The organism is Thiorhodococcus fuscus (assembly GCF_042682685.1).
GTDB classification, from domain to species: domain Bacteria; phylum Pseudomonadota; class Gammaproteobacteria; order Chromatiales; family Chromatiaceae; genus Imhoffiella; species Imhoffiella fuscus.
In genome coordinates this window covers 173377-192611 of sequence record NZ_JBHUHX010000004.1, presented here as the reverse complement: position 1 = coordinate 192611, position 19235 = coordinate 173377, and the positions used below count along the sequence as shown (strand labels likewise).

At 62.0% G+C, this 19235-nt stretch carries 14 protein-coding genes and 1 tRNA gene; 8 read left to right on the top strand and 7 right to left on the bottom strand.

What is annotated here, in order from left to right:
* Window positions 1-355: 355 nt before the first annotated feature.
* From ACFSJC_RS02495 to ACFSJC_RS02485, 3 genes are all read left to right on the top strand, one after another.
* Window positions 356-2188, top strand: coding sequence for a sensor domain-containing diguanylate cyclase (locus ACFSJC_RS02495; protein ID WP_386022714.1), 1833 nt, complete (start codon window positions 356-358; stop codon window positions 2186-2188).
* Between the two features lie 324 nt (window positions 2189-2512).
* Window positions 2513-4468: a methyl-accepting chemotaxis protein gene (locus ACFSJC_RS02490; protein ID WP_386022711.1), complete on the top strand. Its 1956-nt coding sequence runs from the start codon at window positions 2513-2515 to the stop codon at window positions 4466-4468.
* A 126-nt stretch (window positions 4469-4594) separates the two neighbouring features.
* The gene (locus tag ACFSJC_RS02485; protein ID WP_386022708.1) at window positions 4595-5377 is read left to right on the top strand and encodes a M90 family metallopeptidase; all 783 of its coding nucleotides are present in this window, start codon (window positions 4595-4597) and stop codon (window positions 5375-5377) included.
* A gap of 54 nt (window positions 5378-5431) precedes the next feature.
* On the opposite strand, the gene ACFSJC_RS02480 is transcribed toward ACFSJC_RS02485, so the two are convergent.
* Window positions 5432-5508: transfer RNA gene (locus ACFSJC_RS02480), tRNA-Met, on the bottom strand.
* Window positions 5509-5830: 322 nt separating this feature from the next.
* Between ACFSJC_RS02480 and ACFSJC_RS02475 the strand changes: the two genes are divergently transcribed.
* Complete coding sequence (locus ACFSJC_RS02475; RefSeq protein ID WP_386022705.1) at window positions 5831-6217, top strand: DUF3775 domain-containing protein; 387 nt, start codon at window positions 5831-5833, stop codon at window positions 6215-6217.
* A gap of 76 nt (window positions 6218-6293) precedes the next feature.
* Here ACFSJC_RS02475 and dapB read toward each other — a convergent pair whose 3' ends face one another.
* The 5 genes from dapB to hrcA all read right to left on the bottom strand — a co-directional run bounded on the left by dapB (window position 6294) and on the right by hrcA (window position 12307).
* Window positions 6294-7109: a 4-hydroxy-tetrahydrodipicolinate reductase gene (gene dapB, locus ACFSJC_RS02470; protein ID WP_386022702.1), complete on the bottom strand. Its 816-nt coding sequence runs from the start codon at window positions 7107-7109 to the stop codon at window positions 6294-6296.
* Window positions 7110-7221: 112 nt separating this feature from the next.
* The gene (gene dnaJ / locus ACFSJC_RS02465; RefSeq protein ID WP_386022699.1) at window positions 7222-8364 is read right to left on the bottom strand and encodes a molecular chaperone DnaJ; all 1143 of its coding nucleotides are present in this window, start codon (window positions 8362-8364) and stop codon (window positions 7222-7224) included.
* A gap of 123 nt (window positions 8365-8487) precedes the next feature.
* Window positions 8488-10425: a molecular chaperone DnaK gene (gene dnaK / locus ACFSJC_RS02460; RefSeq protein WP_386022696.1), complete on the bottom strand. Its 1938-nt coding sequence runs from the start codon at window positions 10423-10425 to the stop codon at window positions 8488-8490.
* A 90-nt stretch (window positions 10426-10515) separates the two neighbouring features.
* Window positions 10516-11172 carry a nucleotide exchange factor GrpE gene (gene grpE, locus ACFSJC_RS02455; RefSeq protein ID WP_386022693.1) on the bottom strand — a complete coding sequence of 219 codons (657 nt, stop codon included), beginning with the start codon at window positions 11170-11172 and terminating at the stop codon, window positions 10516-10518.
* Window positions 11173-11254: 82 nt separating this feature from the next.
* Complete coding sequence (gene hrcA / locus ACFSJC_RS02450) at window positions 11255-12307, bottom strand: heat-inducible transcriptional repressor HrcA (RefSeq protein ID WP_386022690.1); 1053 nt, start codon at window positions 12305-12307, stop codon at window positions 11255-11257.
* A 403-nt stretch (window positions 12308-12710) separates the two neighbouring features.
* On the opposite strand from hrcA, the gene ACFSJC_RS02445 reads away from it, so the two are divergent.
* The 4 genes from ACFSJC_RS02445 to ACFSJC_RS02430 all read left to right on the top strand — a co-directional run bounded on the left by ACFSJC_RS02445 (window position 12711) and on the right by ACFSJC_RS02430 (window position 17228).
* On the top strand, window positions 12711-13613 hold the full coding sequence (locus ACFSJC_RS02445; protein ID WP_386022687.1) for an NAD(+) kinase: 903 nt from the start codon (window positions 12711-12713) through the stop codon (window positions 13611-13613).
* Window positions 13607-15277 (top strand): DNA repair protein RecN, encoded by a 1671-nt coding sequence (recN, locus tag ACFSJC_RS02440; RefSeq protein ID WP_386022684.1) that lies wholly within the window; start codon window positions 13607-13609, stop codon window positions 15275-15277. Before ACFSJC_RS02445 ends, recN begins: the two co-directional genes overlap by 7 nt.
* 46 nt (window positions 15278-15323) lie before the next feature.
* Window positions 15324-16544 (top strand): HD-GYP domain-containing protein, encoded by a 1221-nt coding sequence (locus ACFSJC_RS02435; protein ID WP_386022681.1) that lies wholly within the window; start codon window positions 15324-15326, stop codon window positions 16542-16544.
* Between the two features lie 327 nt (window positions 16545-16871).
* Window positions 16872-17228, top strand: a complete 357-nt coding sequence (locus tag ACFSJC_RS02430) for a hypothetical protein (protein ID WP_386022678.1) — start codon at window positions 16872-16874, stop codon at window positions 17226-17228.
* A 145-nt stretch (window positions 17229-17373) separates the two neighbouring features.
* Here the strand turns inward: ACFSJC_RS02430 and leuA are convergent, their stop codons facing one another.
* Window positions 17374-19041 carry a 2-isopropylmalate synthase gene (leuA, locus tag ACFSJC_RS02425; RefSeq protein WP_386022675.1) on the bottom strand — a complete coding sequence of 556 codons (1668 nt, stop codon included), beginning with the start codon at window positions 19039-19041 and terminating at the stop codon, window positions 17374-17376.
* Window positions 19042-19235 lie beyond the last annotated feature (194 nt).

The window sequence follows — 19235 nt, the reverse complement described above, 5'->3', positions numbered from 1 at the left end:
ATTCGCATACAGATCGACAGATCGGATGAAGACGCCACTCTCAAGTTCGCTCTCGTTTACCATCGACCCATGCCGAAAGCGTTGAGTCATTCGGTATCCGGCAATCACCTGAACCCAAGTTCCACCCAGCCCCCGTGCCCCACAAAGCGACCTCCCGATGTTAGACGCGCTGCAGATCCTGACCCGACTTCGAATTCCAGTATGGATCATCGATCCCGCAACGGACGCCCTACTCTGGGCGAATCTGAGCGCGCGGGAGTACTGGGATGGTCCAGCGAACGGGCAACTCGAGCGCCGAGTCGACGAACACCAAGATGCGTCGCTGTCCGACACCTGCCCAGCTCCAGCCGACCGAATGTCAGCGGTCTCCGAGATCTGGCACATCCGTTCGCCCGAAGCCGAGACCCTCATGACCTGCCGCTGCTTCGAGACTCGGCTCGCCGACGGCCGCATCGGCTGGCTTGCAGAGGGACATCCAGAGCCAGAGAGACACCATAGAAACTCAGCCACCATCCACGCCCACAGGCATCCGGGTGCGGGAACGGCGCACGTATCCGGCCCGGAGCGGAATGGCGAACGCACGCTCTACGAAAGCCTGTTCCGCGCCAATACGGCCCCCATGCTGCTGATCGATCCGGAGCGTGAAGGCGCCATCGTCGACGCCAACCCAACCGCAGTCGCCTTCTACGGATACCCCTACGACAAACTCTGTTCCCTGCATATCTGGGAAATCAACTCACTGGGCAGATCCGCCCTGCCCATCGCCCAACGCATCGCCTCCTGGAAAGGCGGCCACAAACCGCTGCACTTCAAGCATCGTCTCGCGGACGGAAGCCTGCGCGACGTACAAACCTACGCGGGCCCGGTGGAGGTGGACGACCGGCGTCTACTGCTCTCGATCATCCACGACATCACCGCGCAGAAAGAGACGGAGCATTTCAATCGACTCCTGCTCGACAGTATCCATGACGGCGTCTTCGGCATCGACCTGGACGGCCGCTTCACCTTCGTCAATCCAGCGGCATTGCACCTGCTCGGATATCGCCACGAGAGCGAACTGCTGAACTCCCATCTGCGAACCATCATCCCCGACGCAAACGAAGCAAAAACCTACGCGATTCAAGGCGTGGGAACGAGCGGACGGGCACTCAAAAACCACGAGGAATGGCTGATCCGTGGCGACGGCGTACAGATACCCACCCTTCTCTACGCCGCCCCCATCGCGCGAGCACGGTCATGTGTCGGCGTCGTCGTCAGTTTCTCGGATCTAACCGAACAGAAGGCGCGCGAGGCGCAGGTCATCGATCTGGCCAATTCATTCCCCGGTGTCGTCTTCCAGATGCAGATCGACGCCAACGGCCAGATCGACATGCTGTTCGTCAGCGCCGGACTGGGAACGCTGCTCGGTCTACTGGAAGAGCCGGATCTGCGCAATCCCATTCCCTTGCTGGCCACGACACACCCAGACGACCAGGGACTGCTCAGCAGAAGCATCCAGCGCGCCGTTCGCGGCCACCACCCTTGGCAATGCGAGTGGCGCGTCAACACCCCCCAAGGCGTCAAATGGCTGCTCGGACGCTCTCAGCCGCGCCAGCATACCAACGGCTCCACGCTCTTCAACGGCGTACTGATCGACATCACCGAGCGCAAGACCCTGGAAGCCGAACTCCAGTACGCAGCGCATCACGACCCGCTCACCGGCACCTGGAATCGTCGTTACTGCGAAACGATGCTACAGACGGCACACGCTCAGACCGAGCGTTATGGAACGCCCTATTCGCTGATCATGCTCGACATAGACCGATTCAAATCGATCAACGACACCTTCGGGCACGATGTAGGCGATCTCGCCCTCACACGCCTCACCCAAACGCTCTCGGAGCGGCTGCGCAAAACCGACGAACTAGCGCGCTGGGGTGGAGAGGAGTTCATGGTCCTGCTCCCGAACACGAAGCTGCGGGCCGCCGTAACCGTGGCCGAAACCGTGCGCACCTGTGTTGCATCGCTGAGGATTCCTCCGCTGACACCATTCACCGTGAGCCTCGGGGTTGCCGAAGCCGAGCCAGAGGAGCCGCTCCAATCCCTGCTCAAACGCGTCGACGACGCCCTTCTAGAAGCCAAGGCACAAGGTCGCAACCGAGTTCTGGTCGCAGAGTACGACTCGCAAGTGCGACCGGAGTCGCAATGAGACCGCTTGGCCACTACGACTGGCCTCCTGTGTGCACGGCATTTCAGTTTCATTCCAATACATTGTATTTGGCCGTCGCCCACCCTACCCTACCCCACGCCACAATCCACAATCCAGACTGTATTAGTAAGGAATTCTGCGATACCCACCTCAGTTCGATTCCGGCGACGACGCTATTCTTCACAACGGTCAAATACAGGTGCGCAAGAACGGCGTAGAGTCCGATTCAACGACCAGGCCAAACCTTAACCTCCCAGTCAACGCTGTCATCGTCCGATGCCGATTCAGCTGGGACCATTCCTACATTGATGAAGGAACGAGGACATGCAGCTATTGCTCAACAAGCTATCCGTTGGCTTCAAGATCTGGCTCGTACCCGGAGTATTGATCCTCCTGTTGGTGATCGAGGGTATCGTGGCCTTCGAGGCCAATCGAGCGGTGGATCAATCGGTAGGGACGATCACACAGAATCTGATCCCAGACGCCGATGTCGCTTCCAAGGTCCTTGCAGATTTACTGCGACAGCGCCTTGCGGTGAAGTCCTATTTGAAATCGCGCGACCCGAAGGATGCCGAGCAATTCCGAGAGGAGCGCGCAACGAGCCAGACGGAATTGGAGCGGGCGCGTCAGGCGATCGAGGAACCGCGCCGGGTAAAGCTGATGGAGGACATCGCCGCACTGAATGCCCGATACATCGACACGTTCGACTCGACGATCGTGACCAACATGGAGCAGCGCAATACGCTCGTCGCAGAGAAGCTCGATGTCATCGGTCCCCAGATCGCGGATACGCTGACCGAGATGATGGAGACCGCGCATCGCAATGGCGACATCGAGACGAGCTACCGCGTGGGAGTCGCCCAACGCCACCTGCTGCAAACGCGCCTCTTTGTCGTCAAATATCTGCTGGAGAACAATGCCGACTCGCTGCAAGGCGTGAAAGGAGAGCTCGAGCCGCTGCACGACGCCTTGAACGCCATTGTCGATCAACCCGAACAGCGTGCGCCTGGCCTGAAGGTGCAGGGACTTCTATCCAGCTATGAGGAGGCCTTCGATGAAGTGGTCGCCGTCATCGAAGCCCGGAACGCAGGGATTCAAACGCTGGACGAAATCGGCCCTCAAATCGCGGAAAAGGCCGAGGCATTGCGTACGAGCGTCGCCGAATCCCTGGACCAGCAATCCGACCGCATCGAGGACCGGATCAAGGAGACCGATCTGCGCCTGATCGTACTGACCAGCATCGCCGTCATGCTCGGCGCGCTGCTCTCCTGGATGGTCATTCGGGCCATCACGCGACCTTTGCACCGAATGAACCTGATGCTCGCCGATATCGCCGATGGCGATGGCGACCTCACTGCCCGTCTTCCCGCAGACGGACGGGACGAACTGAGCACGCTCGCCCACAGCTTCAACCGCTTCGTCGAGAAGCTCCAAGGCATCGTCGGCTCGGTTCAGGGTTCCGTCGCACAGTTGGCATCCGCAGCGAAAGAGCTGAGCATGGTGAGCGAAGAGAATCGCACGACGATTCAGCAACAGGTCGCCGAAACCGAGCAGGTCGCCGCTGCGGTCGAAGAGATGTCGATGACCCTGCAAGAGGTGTCGCGCAATGTTCACGACACGGCGAGGGCAACCGATCAGGCCCGTACCGAGGCGAGCCAAGGTCGCGAGGCCGAGGCTCAGGCATTGATCGCGATCCGCACCCTGGGCAGCGACATCCAGGAGAGCGCGAGCGTGATCGAGGAGGTCGGGCGCGCCAGCGAGACCGTGGACATTGTGGTGGAGGTCATCAAGAGCATCGCCGAGCAGACCAACCTGCTCGCCCTCAACGCCGCGATCGAGGCCGCCCGGGCCGGAGAGCAGGGTCGAGGATTCGCGGTGGTGGCGGACGAGGTGCGAACGCTCGCCGGACGCACCCGAAACTCGACCGAGGAGATCCGCCAGACCATCGAACAGCTGCGCAGCAGTACGCGCCTGGCCGTGGAGCGCATCAACCATAGCCGTGAGCAGACCGAAAACGTCGTCGACCAGGCCCAGCATGTCGACCAGGCACTGGACGGCATCGTCTCCAGGGTGCGCACGATGGATGAAATGACCACCCAGATCGCCACCGCGACCGAAGAGCAGACCGCCGTGGCCGGAGACATCGCGCGCAACGTCGGCAACCTCAAGGAGCAGACGGCGCGCGTTGCCAGCGCGACCGAGCAGGTAGGCGCATCGACGGAGCAGTTGTCACGTCTGGCAAACGCCCTGCGCAACGAGATGGGGCAGTTCAAAGTCTGACGTCGCGGAACGTCCGCTGACGACGCCCGTCGTCAGCGGCAGAGAGCAGGACCCTCTGAAAGGACCTGTAGCCTGAGTCGAGAACCCAGGCGTACCAGAATCCATTGGAACCGAGAGACCAGCAGCATGCGACATCTAATGGACTGGTGGCGCTCACGCGGCATCGCGCGCGAGCGGACGCGTTTCGACTCGGCGGACTGGAGTTGGGCCTGGAAACGACTGCCGCTCCTCGACCGACTCGACAAAGACACCTCGGAACGCCTCGCCGATCTCGCCATGCGCTTCCTGCGCGACAAGACGCTGGAGCCCGCCCAAGGTCTCGTGGTAACCGACCGGATGCGCCTGACGATCGCCTTTCAGGCCGCCTTGCCGATCCTCGAACTGGGTCTGGATTGGTATCGAGGCTGGTACTCCGTCATCCTTTATCCAGATGTCTTCATGCCAGAGCACCAGTTCATCAACGAAGACGGACTGGTCCAAACCGAGCGAGAGAGCAGGAGTGGCGAGTCCTGGAGCCACGGGCCGGTCATCCTGTCCTGGGCCGACATCAAGGCGGGCGGCAAGCTCGATGGCTACAACGTCGTCCTTCATGAACTCGCTCACAAACTCGACGCGCGCTCCGGAGCCACCAACGGCTGTCCACCGCTCCACGCAGACATGTCGGCCGCAGATTGGAAAGAGGCCTTCATCAGTGCCTTCGACGACCTCTGCCAGCGCGTCAGCCGAAATGAGGACACAGCGATCGATCCCTATGCGAGCGAATCGCCGGCCGAGTTCTTCGCCGTCGCAACCGAGGCCTTCTTCGAAATCCCCGACACCCTGGCCACCCCATACCCGGAGGTCTACCGGCAGCTCAGGGCCTTCTATCGCCAGGATCCGTTGCGCGCAAGCGTCGAGGCTCGACCCTAGGGCCGGACGCAACGAAAAAAGGCTTAGAGTTATAATTCTAAGCCTTTTTGGATTTGGTAGCGGGGGCAGGATTTGAACCTACGACCTTCGGGTTATGAGCCCGACGAGCTGCCTGACTGCTCCACCCCGCATCAGAGGAACCAAGTATAGAGACCTTATCGGCAGAGCGCAACCCTTGTTCGATTTTTGCCCGTCGAGCCTATCGTATCTCGGATCCGCTCGCGTTTGCATCCAGTAACGAACCGCTACCCTGTTGGATAGAACGTTGCAAAATCGGAGCGCACCACAACGCACAAGAGAACCAACGATCATGCCGATACTGATCTGAGTTCGGCCAGACAACCGAGCAGATCGCAGTACAATGGACTCCAACCAGACCAAGCGTCACCCTGCGGACAGCCATCCTGGCGAAGCCATAGGTCGACCTGAAACAGGGGGAAGAGGCTCCCAACTATGCTGCACCTGAAATTAGAAACCCTGTGCCGCATCATCGATAAGGCACGGGAGTTCCAGGCCAAGGAGGAGGTGGTTATCCCCGACAGCCCGTCGAGCCCCACAGAGGATTGGGCCCTACAGATACTCGCCGATCACAGTGAGGACTACAGTGTCCAGGAGATGATGCAGGCGATTGGAACGATGAGCGAGCGCCAACGCGCCGAGCTGGTCGCACTCATGTGGCTCGGACGCGGCGACTACAGCATCGAGGACTGGGAATCGGCGGTCGATGACGCGATCGGAGACTATTCGCTGAACGCGGCGGCCTATCTGCTATCGCACCCCATGATCGCCGATCACCTGACGGAAGGGCTCATCGCCCACGGGTATTCCTGCGAGGATTGAAACAACGCCGGGCGAAGCCCGGCGCCATCGATCAGGAGTGACGCAGCGAGACCTCGCCACTCGCAAGCCCGAGCCCTCAGAGGGAGCGCAGCCCCAAGACATCCTGCATGTCGAACAGACCGCGCTCGCGCTCCGCGATCCAGCCCGCTGCGCGCGCGGCACCGCCCGCAAAGGTCATGCGGCTCGACGCCTTGTGGGCAATCTCGATCCGCTCGCCCTCGGCGGCGAACCAGACACTGTGCTCGCCGACGACATCGCCCGCGCGGATGGTTTCGAATCCGATGGTCCGACGGGCGCGCGCGCCCGTCTGCCCTTCCCGACCGTAAACCGCAACCTCTCTGAGATCGCGCCCGAGCGCGTCGGCGATGACCTCGCCCATCCGTAGCGCGGTTCCAGAAGGCGCATCCACCTTATGGCGATGATGGGCCTCGATGATCTCGATATCGACGTCATCACCCAGAACCCGCGCCGCGATATCCAACAGCTTGAGACAGAGATTGACGCCGACGCTCATGTTGGGCGCGAAAACGATGGCGATCTCCTCGCCAGCGGCGGTCACCTGAACCCGCTGCGCCTCATCGAGCCCGGTGGTGCCGATCACCATCCGCTTTGCTGAACGACGACAGAGCGCCAGGTGCACCATGGTCGCGGTCGGCACGGTGAAGTCGATCAGGACGTCGAAATCGTCAATCACCTCGGACAAGTCGGCGACGAGGGGAACGCCCAGATGCCCGACACCGACCAACTCGCCCGCGTCGGCGCCGAGCAGCGAACTCTCGGGCTGTTCGGTCGCGGCACCCAATCTCAATCCTTGGGCCTCGGTGACCGCTTGGATGAGGTTGCGCCCCATACGTCCGCCCGCGCCGGCAACGGCGATTCTGATCTCACTCATGATTCATTCGACTCCTCATCGGAAGGCTCGCGCATGCCGGATCGGGGCTGGCGAGGTCAAACCGCCATGCATTCGGCGGCCTCCAACCTGTACTGTTATCGGGTCCGATCGGTCAAAGACCCATCTTCTCGAAGAAACTCTTGACGCCATCGAGCCAGGAATGGGACTGCGGATTGTGCCGCGAGCCACCCTCCCGCACGCTGAGCTCGAACTCCTGGAGCAACTCCTTTTGACGGTCGGTCAGGTTGACCGGCGTCTCCAGCGTCACTCGGCAGATGAGATCGCCCACCACGCCGCCACGTACCGGCTTCACGCCCTTATTGCGCACCCGGAACATCTTGCCGGTCTGGGTACCCGCCGGGATCTTCAGCATGACCTTGCCGTCGAGCGTCGGGACCTCCAACTCGCCTCCTAACGCCGCCGTAACGAAGCCGATCGGTACCTGGCAATAGAGATTGCTGTCCTCGCGGGTGAAGATGGGGTGCTCCATGACCTGGACCTGCACATAGAGATCCCCTGGCGGGCCGCCCTGCTCGCCACGCTCGCCCTCCCCGGCCAGACGAATGCGGTCCCCGGTATCGACGCCCGGCGGAACCTTCACCGACAGCGTCTTCTCCTCTTGGGTTCGGCCGCGACCCCGGCAGTGCGAGCAAGGCTCGTCGATCACGACGCCCGCGCCGCGGCAGTCCGGACAGGTCTGCTGAATGGAGAAGAAGCCCTGCTGCATCCGCACCTGCCCCATGCCCGCACAGGTCGGACATTGCTTGGGCTGGGTGCCCGGCTTGGCCCCGCTGCCGCCACAGAACTGGCAATCCACCAGCGTGGGAATACGGATCTTGACATCCTTGCCGGCAACCGCCTCTTCCAGGGTCAACGACAGGTCGTAGCGCAGGTCCACCCCGCGCTGGCTGCGTCTACCGCCGGCAGTCCGTCCACCGAATATGTCGCCGAAGACATCCCCGAAGATATCGGAGAAGGAACCCGCGCCAGCGAAGTCACCGGGACCGCCACCGAAGCCTCCAGCGCCCGAATCGACACCAGCATGGCCGAACTGATCGTAGGCCGAGCGCTTCTTCGCATCGCTCAGGACATCGTAAGCCTGCTTGGCTTCCTTGAACTTGGTTTCCGCGTCCGCATCCCCCGTATTTCGGTCGGGGTGATACTTCATCGCCAGACGGCGAAAGGCCTTTTTGATATCGGCCTCGCTCGCATTGCGTTGGACACCAAGGACTTCGTAGTAATCGCGTTTTGACATTGATTTGCTTCCAGCTACCGGCAACTGATCAGTTTACCAGCCCCATCAAGCAGAAAGCGCACGGGTGTTGGCACCTGTACGCTTTCGCTCCTAGGACCCAGGGTCAGCTGCTAGTTCGTCACCTCACTTCTTGTCGTCCTTGACCTCTTCGAACTCGGCATCGACCACGTCGTCGTGACCACCCGCGCTCTTCCCGGCCGAGGCGTTCTCGCCGGCCTCAGCGCCAGACGCCGAGGCATCGCCGGCATTGGCGTAGAGACGCTCGGCCATCTTGCCGGAGAGATCGCCCAGGGTCTTGTTCGCCGCCTCGATGCGATCCTTGTCCTCGCCCGCGACGGCCTCTTCGAGGTCCTTGATCGCGGCTTCGATGGCGTCCTTCTCGCCGGCTTCCATCTTGTCGCCGAGCTGCTCCATCGATTTGCGGGCTGCGTGGATCATTCCCTCGGCCTGGTTGCGCACGGCGACCAGTTCCTGGAACTGACGATCCTCCTCGGCGTGGGCCTCGGCGTCCTTCACCATGCGATCGACTTCCTCGTCCGACAGACCGGAAGAGGCCTTGATGACGATGGACTGCTCCTTACCGGTCGCCTTGTCCTTGGCCGAAACGTTGAGGATGCCGTTGGCGTCGATGTCGAACTTGACCTCGACCTGGGGCACGCCGCGCGGCGCCGGAGGAATGTCGGTGAGGTCGAAGCGACCCAGCGACTTGTTGCTGGCCGCACGCTCGCGCTCACCCTGGAGCACGTGCACGGTCACTGCGGTCTGATTGTCGTCGGCGGTCGAGAACACCTGCTGGGCCGAAGTCGGAATGGTGGTGTTCTTCTCGATCAGCTTGGTCATGACGCCGCCGAGGGTCTCGATACCCAGCGAAAGCGGGGTGACGTCCAGCAGCAGCACGTCCTTGACCTCACCGCCCAACACGCCGCCCTGGATGGCTGCGCCGATGGCGACCGCCTCGTCCGGGTTGACATCCTTGCGCGGGGTCTTGCCAAAGAATTCGGCGACCTTTTCCTGCACCTTGGGCATGCGGGTCTGACCACCGACCAGGATGACCTCGTTGATCTCACCCGCATTGACGCCCGCATCCTTGAGCGCGGTGCGGCAGGGCGCCATGGTGCGCTCGATCAGATCCTCGACCAGCGACTCCAGCTTGGCGCGGGTCAGCTTGACGTTAAGGTGTTTCGGACCTGTCTGATCGGCCGTGATATAGGGCAGATTGATATCGGTCTGCTGGCTGGTGGAGAGCTCGATCTTGGCCTTCTCGGCAGCCTCCTTCAAACGCTGCAGCGCCAACGGATCGTTGTGCAGATCGAAGCCCTGCTCCTTTTTGAAGGTCTCGACCAGATGATCGATGATGCGCAGGTCGAAGTCCTCGCCGCCGAGGAAGGTGTCGCCGTTGGTGGAGAGCACCTCGAACTGGTGCTCGCCCTCGATCTCGGCGATCTCGATGATGGAGACGTCGAAGGTGCCGCCACCCAGGTCGTAGACGACGATCTTCTGATCGCCGCGCTGCTTGTCCATGCCGTAGGCGAGCGCGGCCGCAGTCGGCTCGTTGATGATGCGCTTGACCTCAAGGCCGGCGATACGTCCGGCGTCCTTGGTCGCCTGGCGCTGCGAATCGTTGAAGTAGGCGGGGACGGTGATGACCGCCTCGCTGACCGTATGACCGAGATAGTCCTCGGCGGTCTTCTTCATCTTCTGCAGCACCTTGGCCGAGATCTCCGGCGGGGCCATCTTCTTGCCGTTCACCTCGACCCAGGCGTCGCCGTTGTCGGCCTTGACGATCTTGTACGGGACCATGTCCTTGTCCTTGCCGACCACGCTATCCTCGAAGCGGCGGCCGATGAGACGCTTGATCGCAAAGAGCGTATTGGCCGGGTTGGTGACGGCCTGACGCTTGGCGGACTGACCGACCAGAACCTCGCTATCGCCGGTGAAGGCGATGATCGAAGGCGTGGTGCGATCGCCTTCCGCGTTCTCGATGACCTTGACGTTGTCGCCTTCCATCACGGCGACGCACGAGTTCGTGGTACCGAGATCGATGCCGATGATTTTTCCCATTTTTTCTTCTCCGAAAATGTTCTCAGGGGCGCTGAGGCGCCGAATAATTCAGTCGAATTGGGGAGGGTCGGACCCCATTCAAGCCTGGGCTCAGGATGCTTGCTGCGACACCATGACCAGCGCTGGACGCACCAGTCTGCCGTTGAGCGAGTAGCCCTTTTGAATGACCCCTACCACGGTGTTGGGCGGTACGTCCTCGCGCGACTGCATCGTCATGGCCTGATGCAGTTCGGGGTTGAACGGCTGATCCTGAGGATCGATCAGAGACACGCCGAACTTCTCCATGACGTCGCCCAGAAGCTTCAGAGTCAGCTCGGTCCCCTCGCGCAGCTTGGTGATGTCGACCGCCTCGTCCATAGAGGCCTGGTGCCCGAGCTCCAGGCTGTCGCGCACGGGCAGAAGTTCGCGCACGAAATTGTCCAGCGCATATTTGTGCGCCTTGTCCAGCTCGGCACTGTGACGGCGGCGCAGGTTCTCCATGTCTGCGCGCGTGCGCAGGACCTGCTCACGGTGGTCGTCGGCCTCGGCCTTCGCCACATCGAGCGCGGCGATCAACTCCTCGACCGAGATCGTTTCAGACTCGCCCTCGGCTTCGGCCTCCGGCTCGCCCGATGCGGCCTGCTGCGCCGGTGGCTCGGCGGCCGTCGTCTCCATGTAGGCATCCACGGCCGCGCGCAGAGACGCATCCTCCACCTGCGGGGTACTGCCCTCCTCCGTGGACTCCGGGCGATGTGGATCCGCGTTCATCATGACCTCCGATTCTCTGTACAGCCTGATCCCAGCACCAACTGTCGGCACCGGGGACGGCGGGGATAAATGTGACTTTCGATTACTGTCGCAGCGCGGCGGACAGCAGCCGCGCCGTGATATCGACGATTGGAATCACGCGCTGGTAGTCCATGCGCGTCGGCCCGATCACGCCGAGCACGCCGATGACCTTGCCTTCGACGCGATAGTTGGTCGTGACCAGGCTGCAATCGTCGAGCAGTCCGTATCCGGACTCTTCGCCGATGAAGATCTGTACGCCGTCGGCGGCGATGCAGCGATCCAGAATATGCAGGATCTCACGCTTCTTGTTGAAGGCGTCGAACAGCTGTTTGAGCCGATCCATGCTCGCCAGTTCACCGAACTCCATCAGATTGGTCTGCCCGGCGATGAAGCAGTCGTCATGCGATTCGGCGAACTCGACAACCCCCTGCGCGATCGCCAGGGCACGCACCATCATCTGATCCATGTTGGCATGCGTGTGCTTGAGGTCGTCCAGAAGGCGCTTGCGCACCTCGCGGATATCCTGACCGGTGAACAGCTGGGTCAGAAAATTCGACGCCTGCTCCAATTCGGACGCGGTGAAGCACCGGTCGGTGTTGACGATCCGATTGTGGACTTCGCCCTCGCTGGTCACCAGAATGGCGAGCACCCGATTGTCGGACAGCGGCAGCAACTCGATCTGGCGAAAAGCGCTACGCTCATGGCGCGGCAGCATCACCACACCGGCGAGATGCGTGATCCCGGACAGCAGGTTCGATGCGGTCTCGACCAGGGTTTTCGGATCCATACCGAATTCGAAACGCCCTTGAAGCGAGGCGATATCATCCGGCGAGGGCGGCCGCACCGTGAGCAGCGAATCGACGAACATCCGGTATCCGGCGGCCGTTGGGACCCGTCCGGCCGAGGTGTGAGGCGACACCACCAGCCCCAGATCCTCCAGATCGGACATCACATTGCGCACGGTGGCAGGACTGAGCTCCAACCCGGTATCCTTCGCCAAGGTTCGCGAGCCAACAGGCTGCCCATCCCGGATATAGCGCTCGACCAGCGCCTTCAGGAAATGCTGCGCACGATCGCTTACCTGGGAATCACCGCTTCGCGTGTCGTTAGCCAAGTCTTGCCACCGATACCCGTTGGTTGTTGTGCCGTAACCGGGCCGATTCCCGGATCCGCGCTTTAGCACTCACCAACATAGAGTGCTAACACCGCAATTTAGGGATTCGCACGGATGCTGTCAAGGCGCGTTCCAGCCGAACCGAGGACCGAATCGCCCACGCAAAGGCTGAAATCGCTGGCATTTCCGCGATGACGCGGGGATGAACGATCGCATCTAGTGCATCTAACCGACTGAAAAATAGACACACCGAAACCACCGACACCAGAACGCGACGCGATGAAACTCGATAAGGGCCGCCGAAGCCCCGACTCCAGCGGCGGTATTGGCGTCACTTGGGCCCCATGCTAACGTTTGCGCGTTCCTGCCCACCGGCCTTGTCCATCCATCATTCAGAAAATCCATGCCGCTATTCCAAACCGTCGGCATCGTTGCCAAACAAGGAGATCCCGAGCGGGTGCAACGGACGCTGCACCGTCTCGTCCATCATCTGCGCTCGCACACCCTGGAGGTCCTGCTGGACGCCGAGGGCGCACACCTCATCGGCGCTGATGTCGGCGCGGCAGTAGCCGCTTCGGAATTGGGCGCCCGTTGCGATCTCATCATCATCGTTGGCGGCGACGGCACATTGTTGCACGCCGCCCGCAGCATGGCCGCCTACGAAGTCCCGCTCGTGGGCATCAACCTGGGCCGGCTCGGCTTCCTGGTCGACGTGTCCCCAGACGCGATCGAGACCACCATCGACCAGATGATCGCCGGTGAGTTCGAGTCCGAGTCCCGCTCCATGCTCCGCGCCCTGGTACGCGCCAGCGAGCGGACCAGCGAGCCTTACCCCGCCTTCAACGAGGTCGCCATCCATAAATGGAATACGGCACGGATGATCGAGTTCGAGACCTATATCGACGGGGTCTTCGTCAACAGCCAGCGCTCGGACGGCCTCATCGTGTCCACGCCGACCGGGTCGACCGCCTATGCGCTCTCCGGCGGCGGCCCGCTGGTCGATCCCGCGCTCGACGCCATCCTGCTCGTCCCCATCTGCCCGCACGACCTGAGCAACCGTCCGCTGGTGGTGCCGGGCAACCGGCGCATCGAGATCCGAGTGCTCGGACACGATCTAGGGCATGTCCAGGTGACATGCGACGGACAAACCATCCGTCAATTGCCGCCCGAGTCGATCGTCGAGATCGCACGTCATCCCAATCAGGTGCGCCTGCTGCACCCGAAGGGACACGATCATTACAAAATCCTCCGCGCCAAACTGCATTGGGGACACAACGCGCCTGCGACTCGGGGGCCGACATGCTGAGCCACCTGCTCGTTCGCGATCTGGTAATCGTCAGCAGCCTGGAGCTCGACTGGAGCGTGGGCATGACCGCACTCACGGGCGAAACCGGCGCCGGAAAATCGATCCTTATCGACGCACTCGGTCTGGTTCTGGGCGACAAGGCCGAGGCCAGCCTCATCCGCGCGGGCGCCGAGCGCGCCGAAATCGTCGCGCAGTTCGACCTGACGCACTGCCCCTCGGCGACCCGCTGGCTCGCCGAACAGGATTTGGACGACGAAGGCGTCTGCATCCTGCGCCGCCTGATCCCGCGCGAAGGCCGATCGCGGGCCTATATCAATGGAAGACCGGCGAATGGCGGCCAACTGCGGGCGCTAGGCGATCTGCTCGTCGACATCCACGGACAGCACGCCCACCAGTCGCTGCTGCGAGCCACTGCGCAGCGCGATCTGCTCGACGCCTATGGCGGACAAACCGCTCTTGCCCAGACCGTCGCTACGGCCTTTGCCGAATACCGCGCGCTGGCACAGCGTTTCTCGGCCCTGGAATCAGCCAGCCATGACCGGGCTGCCCGGCTCGACCTGTTGCGCTTCACGGTCGATGAACTGGAGCGCCTCGACCTGAGCCCAGGCGAAATCGACACGCTGAACCAGGAAGAGCGCCGGCTCGGGCATATCGATCGGCTTCAGCAGAGCGCGGCGCGCATCCTCCAGACCCTATCGGAGACCGAACCCTCGGTGGAGGATCAACTGAGATCGGCGACCAGCGAGGTCGACGAACTCCTGGAGATCGACCCCGAACTCGGCGTCTGCCGGGATCTGCTCGAAACGGCGGCAATCAATGCCGGAGAGGCCGCCGCCAGCCTGAGACACTATCTCGACGGACTCGAGATCGATCCGGGCGCACTGGACAGCGTCGCCGAGCGTCTCGCCCATATCCACGACTTGGCGCGCAAATACCGGGTTTTTCCCGACCAGCTACCGGATTTTCTGGTCGAACGTCGCTCCGAGCTTGAAACACTGGAGGCGGCCGACATCACCCTGGACGCGCTGCGTTCGCAACGCGACGCCGCCTATAGGCACTACCTCGACCGAGCGCGCGAACTGAGCGCGGCCCGCGCCCAGAGCGCGTCGCGTCTTGGCGAAACGGTCACCGCGTCCATGCAGGAACTCGGCATGGCCGGAGGCCGATTCGAAGTACGGATCGACGACCTGGAGCCGGAACGCGCCGGAGGCGGCGGCCTGGAGCGGATCGAATTTCTGGTCAGCGCCAACCCGGGACAGCCGCTTCAGGCACTGGCCAAGGTCGCCTCGGGCGGCGAGCTCTCGCGCATCAGCCTGTCGATCCAGGTGGCCACCGCCAGTTGCGGCAGCGTCCCGACCCTGGTGTTCGACGAGGTCGATGTCGGGATCGGCGGCGGAATCGCCGAGATCGTCGGGCGTCTTCTGCGCCGTCTCGGCGCCTCGCGCCAGGTGCTCTGCGTCACCCACCTGCCCCAGGTCGCAGCCCAAGCCCACCAGCAGTATCGGGTGCGCAAAGAGGCCATCGATGGCCAGACCCATACGCATATCGAGCCATTGGACGACACAAATCGAATCGAGGAGATCGCCCGCATGCTTGGCGGAACGGAGATCACACGCAAGACGCGCGAACACGCCAGCGAAATGTTAGACCGGAGAGACGCCTAGGGCGAAGCGAACATCCATCCCTGCTACGACCGGAGAACGTATCGATATGATCAAGAAGATCGGGGTGGATCAGCTCCAGATCGGCATGTACATCCACGACCTGAACTGTGGCTGGTTGGATCACGGATTCATCCGCAGCCGCTTCATGCTCAAGAGCGACAACGCCCTGGAAAAGATCCGCACGCTCGGAATCCGCGAACTCTACATCGATACCGAGTACGGGCTGGACGTCGAAGAGGCACCGACCGAAACGGAGGTCACCCAGGCGCTGGAAGAGGATTTGGCCGAGGTCGCCCAAGAGGGCGGCGGAGAGGCGCACGAGGTTCCGCTCAGCGTCGAGCGCCTCGCGGCGAGACGCATTCATACCGAAGCGATCGGCCTCATCGGCGACTTCATGAGCGCCGCCCGTCTCGGCAAGGCCCCCGCTCTGGATCAGGCACGCCCACTGGTCAGCGAGATGGTGTCTTCCGTGTTTCGCAATCCGGATGCGCTGCTTGCATTCAGCCGGATTCGGCGCGTCGGGCTCTATCAGTTCGAGCACTCGGTAAACGTTGCCGTCCTCATGACATGCTTCGCCAGGGCGCTAGGCATGGAGCAACAAGAGATCGAGGACATCGCCCTTGGGGCCATACTGCACGACATCGGCAAGGCCATGATCCCCGGTCGCATCATCAACAAACCGGGACGACTGACCGAGCAGGAATTCGACATCATGCGCGGGCACGTGGATCAGGGCCATCACATCCTGTCCAAGATTCCCGACTTTCCGCCGATCTCCCTGGCGGTCGCCATCGAGCACCACGAACGCATGGACGGCAGCGGCTACCCCAACAACAAGACCGCACCAGCCATCTCGCTCCACGGCAAAATGGCCGCCATCGTCGACATCTATGACGCGATTTCAAGCGAGCGTGTCTACCACAAGGGGGTCGAGCCGCATCAGGCGCTGCGCAAACTACTCGAATGGCGCCATCATCTGGATCAGGCTCTGGTCCAGCAGTTTATCCGCTGCGTCGGCATCTATCCTGTGGGTACCCTGGTAAAACTGCAAAGCGGCAGATTGGGCGTGGTCATCGAATCCGGACGCGAGGATCTTTTCAAGCCGGTGATCCGAATCGTCATGGACGCCAAGCAGCGGCGTTTCCTCGCCGTGAGCGATCTCGATCTATCCCGTATCAACAAGGCATCCGAGGAGCGCATCGTCAGCGCCGAACTGCCGAAAAGCTGGGGCATCGACCCACCGGAGCTGCTTCTGCTTCCCTCTTGACCGTTCAATGGGGCTGGGCTCAATGCCACTTGCCGACATGAACCCACATGGATCGCACCCCGCAGCGGTCATGGTTAAGTAATCTTACGGACTACACGCCCGTCTTATTTCCTTCTATAATATGGGCTTGAATACCGATCCCTCCGATCTAGCCCAGAGCCTTGCAATAACGACCTAAAAAAGAACGCTGGGCAACACGGATCAATGGGTCCATAATCGACGCGCAGCCGGTTTCCGGGATTGTAGCGGTCCGATCAGGACCAGTTTCATTGCTGCAGCCTTGGGGTATCGGCCCACGGCGCACCACAGGAGGATGGGTTCATGCCGATGATTACGTCGTTTATTCCGAGTGAAGACAGATTGGATCTGTCGTTCCATGGCGATCTCGACCTGACGATATCCGAAGACGTCTGTCTGATTTCAGCCACCATCCCCACGACCTTGCGTACCTGTATCTTGGATCTCACCAGGCTCGACCGCGTCTTCGACTCGGGGCTTGCGCTACTCTGGATGCTGAACGAACAGCTCCAGCGCATTGGAGCCACTGTGGTGGTTCTGAGCGATCATCCCGAAATTCTTCGCCGGACGCCACGCGTACTCAGCAATGCACTGAACGTCGTCCCGCAGGATTCTTCGCCCCCGCTCGAAGCCTCAGCCGTCGAGACAGACCTTCTGTCAGCCTGACGGCAGGCGGTTCCGCGAACACATGCACCGGATCCTACGGAAGAGATTCTCTTCCTGAATGCCGGCAAGTTCCAGGGGGGCGGATCGCATGATCCGCCCCCCCTGGCAGTCGCCTCAGATGTCTCGCGGACCTAGACCCCAAGCCTCAAGCGGCCTGCATCCATTCCGCCCCGCACCGATTCAGTGCCGCGAGCACCGCTCGCAGTGATGCCGCAACCGTATCCCGATCGATCGCCGCGCCAGAAACCCGGGTACCCTCCATCTCCAGCTGCACATAGGCCACGGCCTCGGCGTCGGTCCCGGCACCGATCGCATGCTCCTGATAGTCGATGATCCGCAGCGCTCGCCCACTCCAGCGCGTCCAGGCGTCCACATAGGCGGCAAGCGCCCCCTGTCCCGCGCCATGCAGAATCTGTTCGCCCGCAGCAGAACCGATCCGGACCTCGATGCGATCGCTACCGTTGCGGTCCAGACGATATCCGCTCAAGCAGTACGGGCTGCGATCCGTCATGAAACAACGCTCGAAGATGGCATAAATCCTGGCCGAATCCATCTCGCCGCCACACCTCTCCGTCTCCTGCTGGACTAGACGCGCCATTTCCACCTGCATCCAGCGCGGCAGCACCAATCCGTAATCCCGCTCCAAGACGAACGCCACGCCGCCCTTGCCCGACTGGCTGTTGACCCGGATCACCGCCTCATAGCTGCGACCCAAGTCCTGCGGATCGATCGGCAGATAGGCTACCTGCCAGGGCTCCTCGCGGGTCTGGCGCGCCAGGCACTTGCGGATCGCATCCTGGTGGCTTCCCGAAAAGGCCGTGTAGACCAGTTCACCGACCCAGGGATGGCGCGGATGCACGGGCAAACCGGTGCATTCGGTGCAGATCCGCACGATCTCGTCCGGATTGCTCAGGTCCAAACACGGATCCAGGCCCTGACTGTAGAGGTTCATGGCCAGGGTCAACAGATCGGCATTGCCGGTCCGCTCACCGTTGCCGAGCAAGGTCCCTTCGACGCGATCGGCCCCCGCCAACAGGGCCACCTCGGCTGCGGCGACCGCGCCGCCACGATCGTTATGGGTATGGACCGAGAGCACGATCGCCTCGCGCCGCCCGATATGGGTGGAGAAATATTCCACCTGATCGGCGAAAACATTGGGGCTGGCCACCTCCACCGTCGCCGGCAGATTGATGATGCTCGGCCGCTCGGGGGTCGGCTCCCAAACGTCCAGAACCGCCTCGCAAACCTCCAGCGCATAATCCAGTTCCGTGGCCGTGAAGCTCTCCGGGGAATACTGGAAGGTCCAGCGAGTCTGCGGATAGCGTCGCGATTCGGCCAGCACCCACTCGGCGCCCCGGCGGGCGATCGCCTTCACGCCGTCGCGATCCTGGCCGAACACCCAGTCGCGCTGAGCGGGCGAGGTCGAGTTGTAGACGTGCACGATGGCCCGGGAAACGCCCCGCAACGCCTCGAAGGTCTTGCGGATCAAATCCTCACGCGCCTGCACCAAAACCTGAATGGTCACGTCTTCGGGAATCTGGCGCTCGTCGATCAGCCAGCGGACGAAATCGAAATCCGGCTGACTGGCAGCGGGGAAACCAACCTCGATCTCCTTGAATCCCATCCCGACCAGCAGGCTCCAAAGACGGCGCTTCTGAGTCACGCTCATGGGCTCCATCAGCGCCTGGTTGCCGTCGCGCAGGTCCACACTGGTCCAAATGGGCGCAGCCTGGACGGTTCGGTTCGGCCATTGGCGGTCGGGCAAATGCACCACCGGGCCGGGGCGATATCTGCGGTGGTCGAAACTGCTCATGAAATTCTCCCTGGTCATCGGAATTGGCTAGCGTGAAAAGGATCTCTGGCCTCTCCCTGGTGGGGCTCGGGCCGCTCCGATCCGGGTTGGGATCCGGAGCCTGATGGCGCACGCCTCGTGAGCGCTTGCCGCAGATGCCGACTGGTTGGTCGACGGTTGAAAGGATACGTCGATCCGCACGGCAGACGATTGCG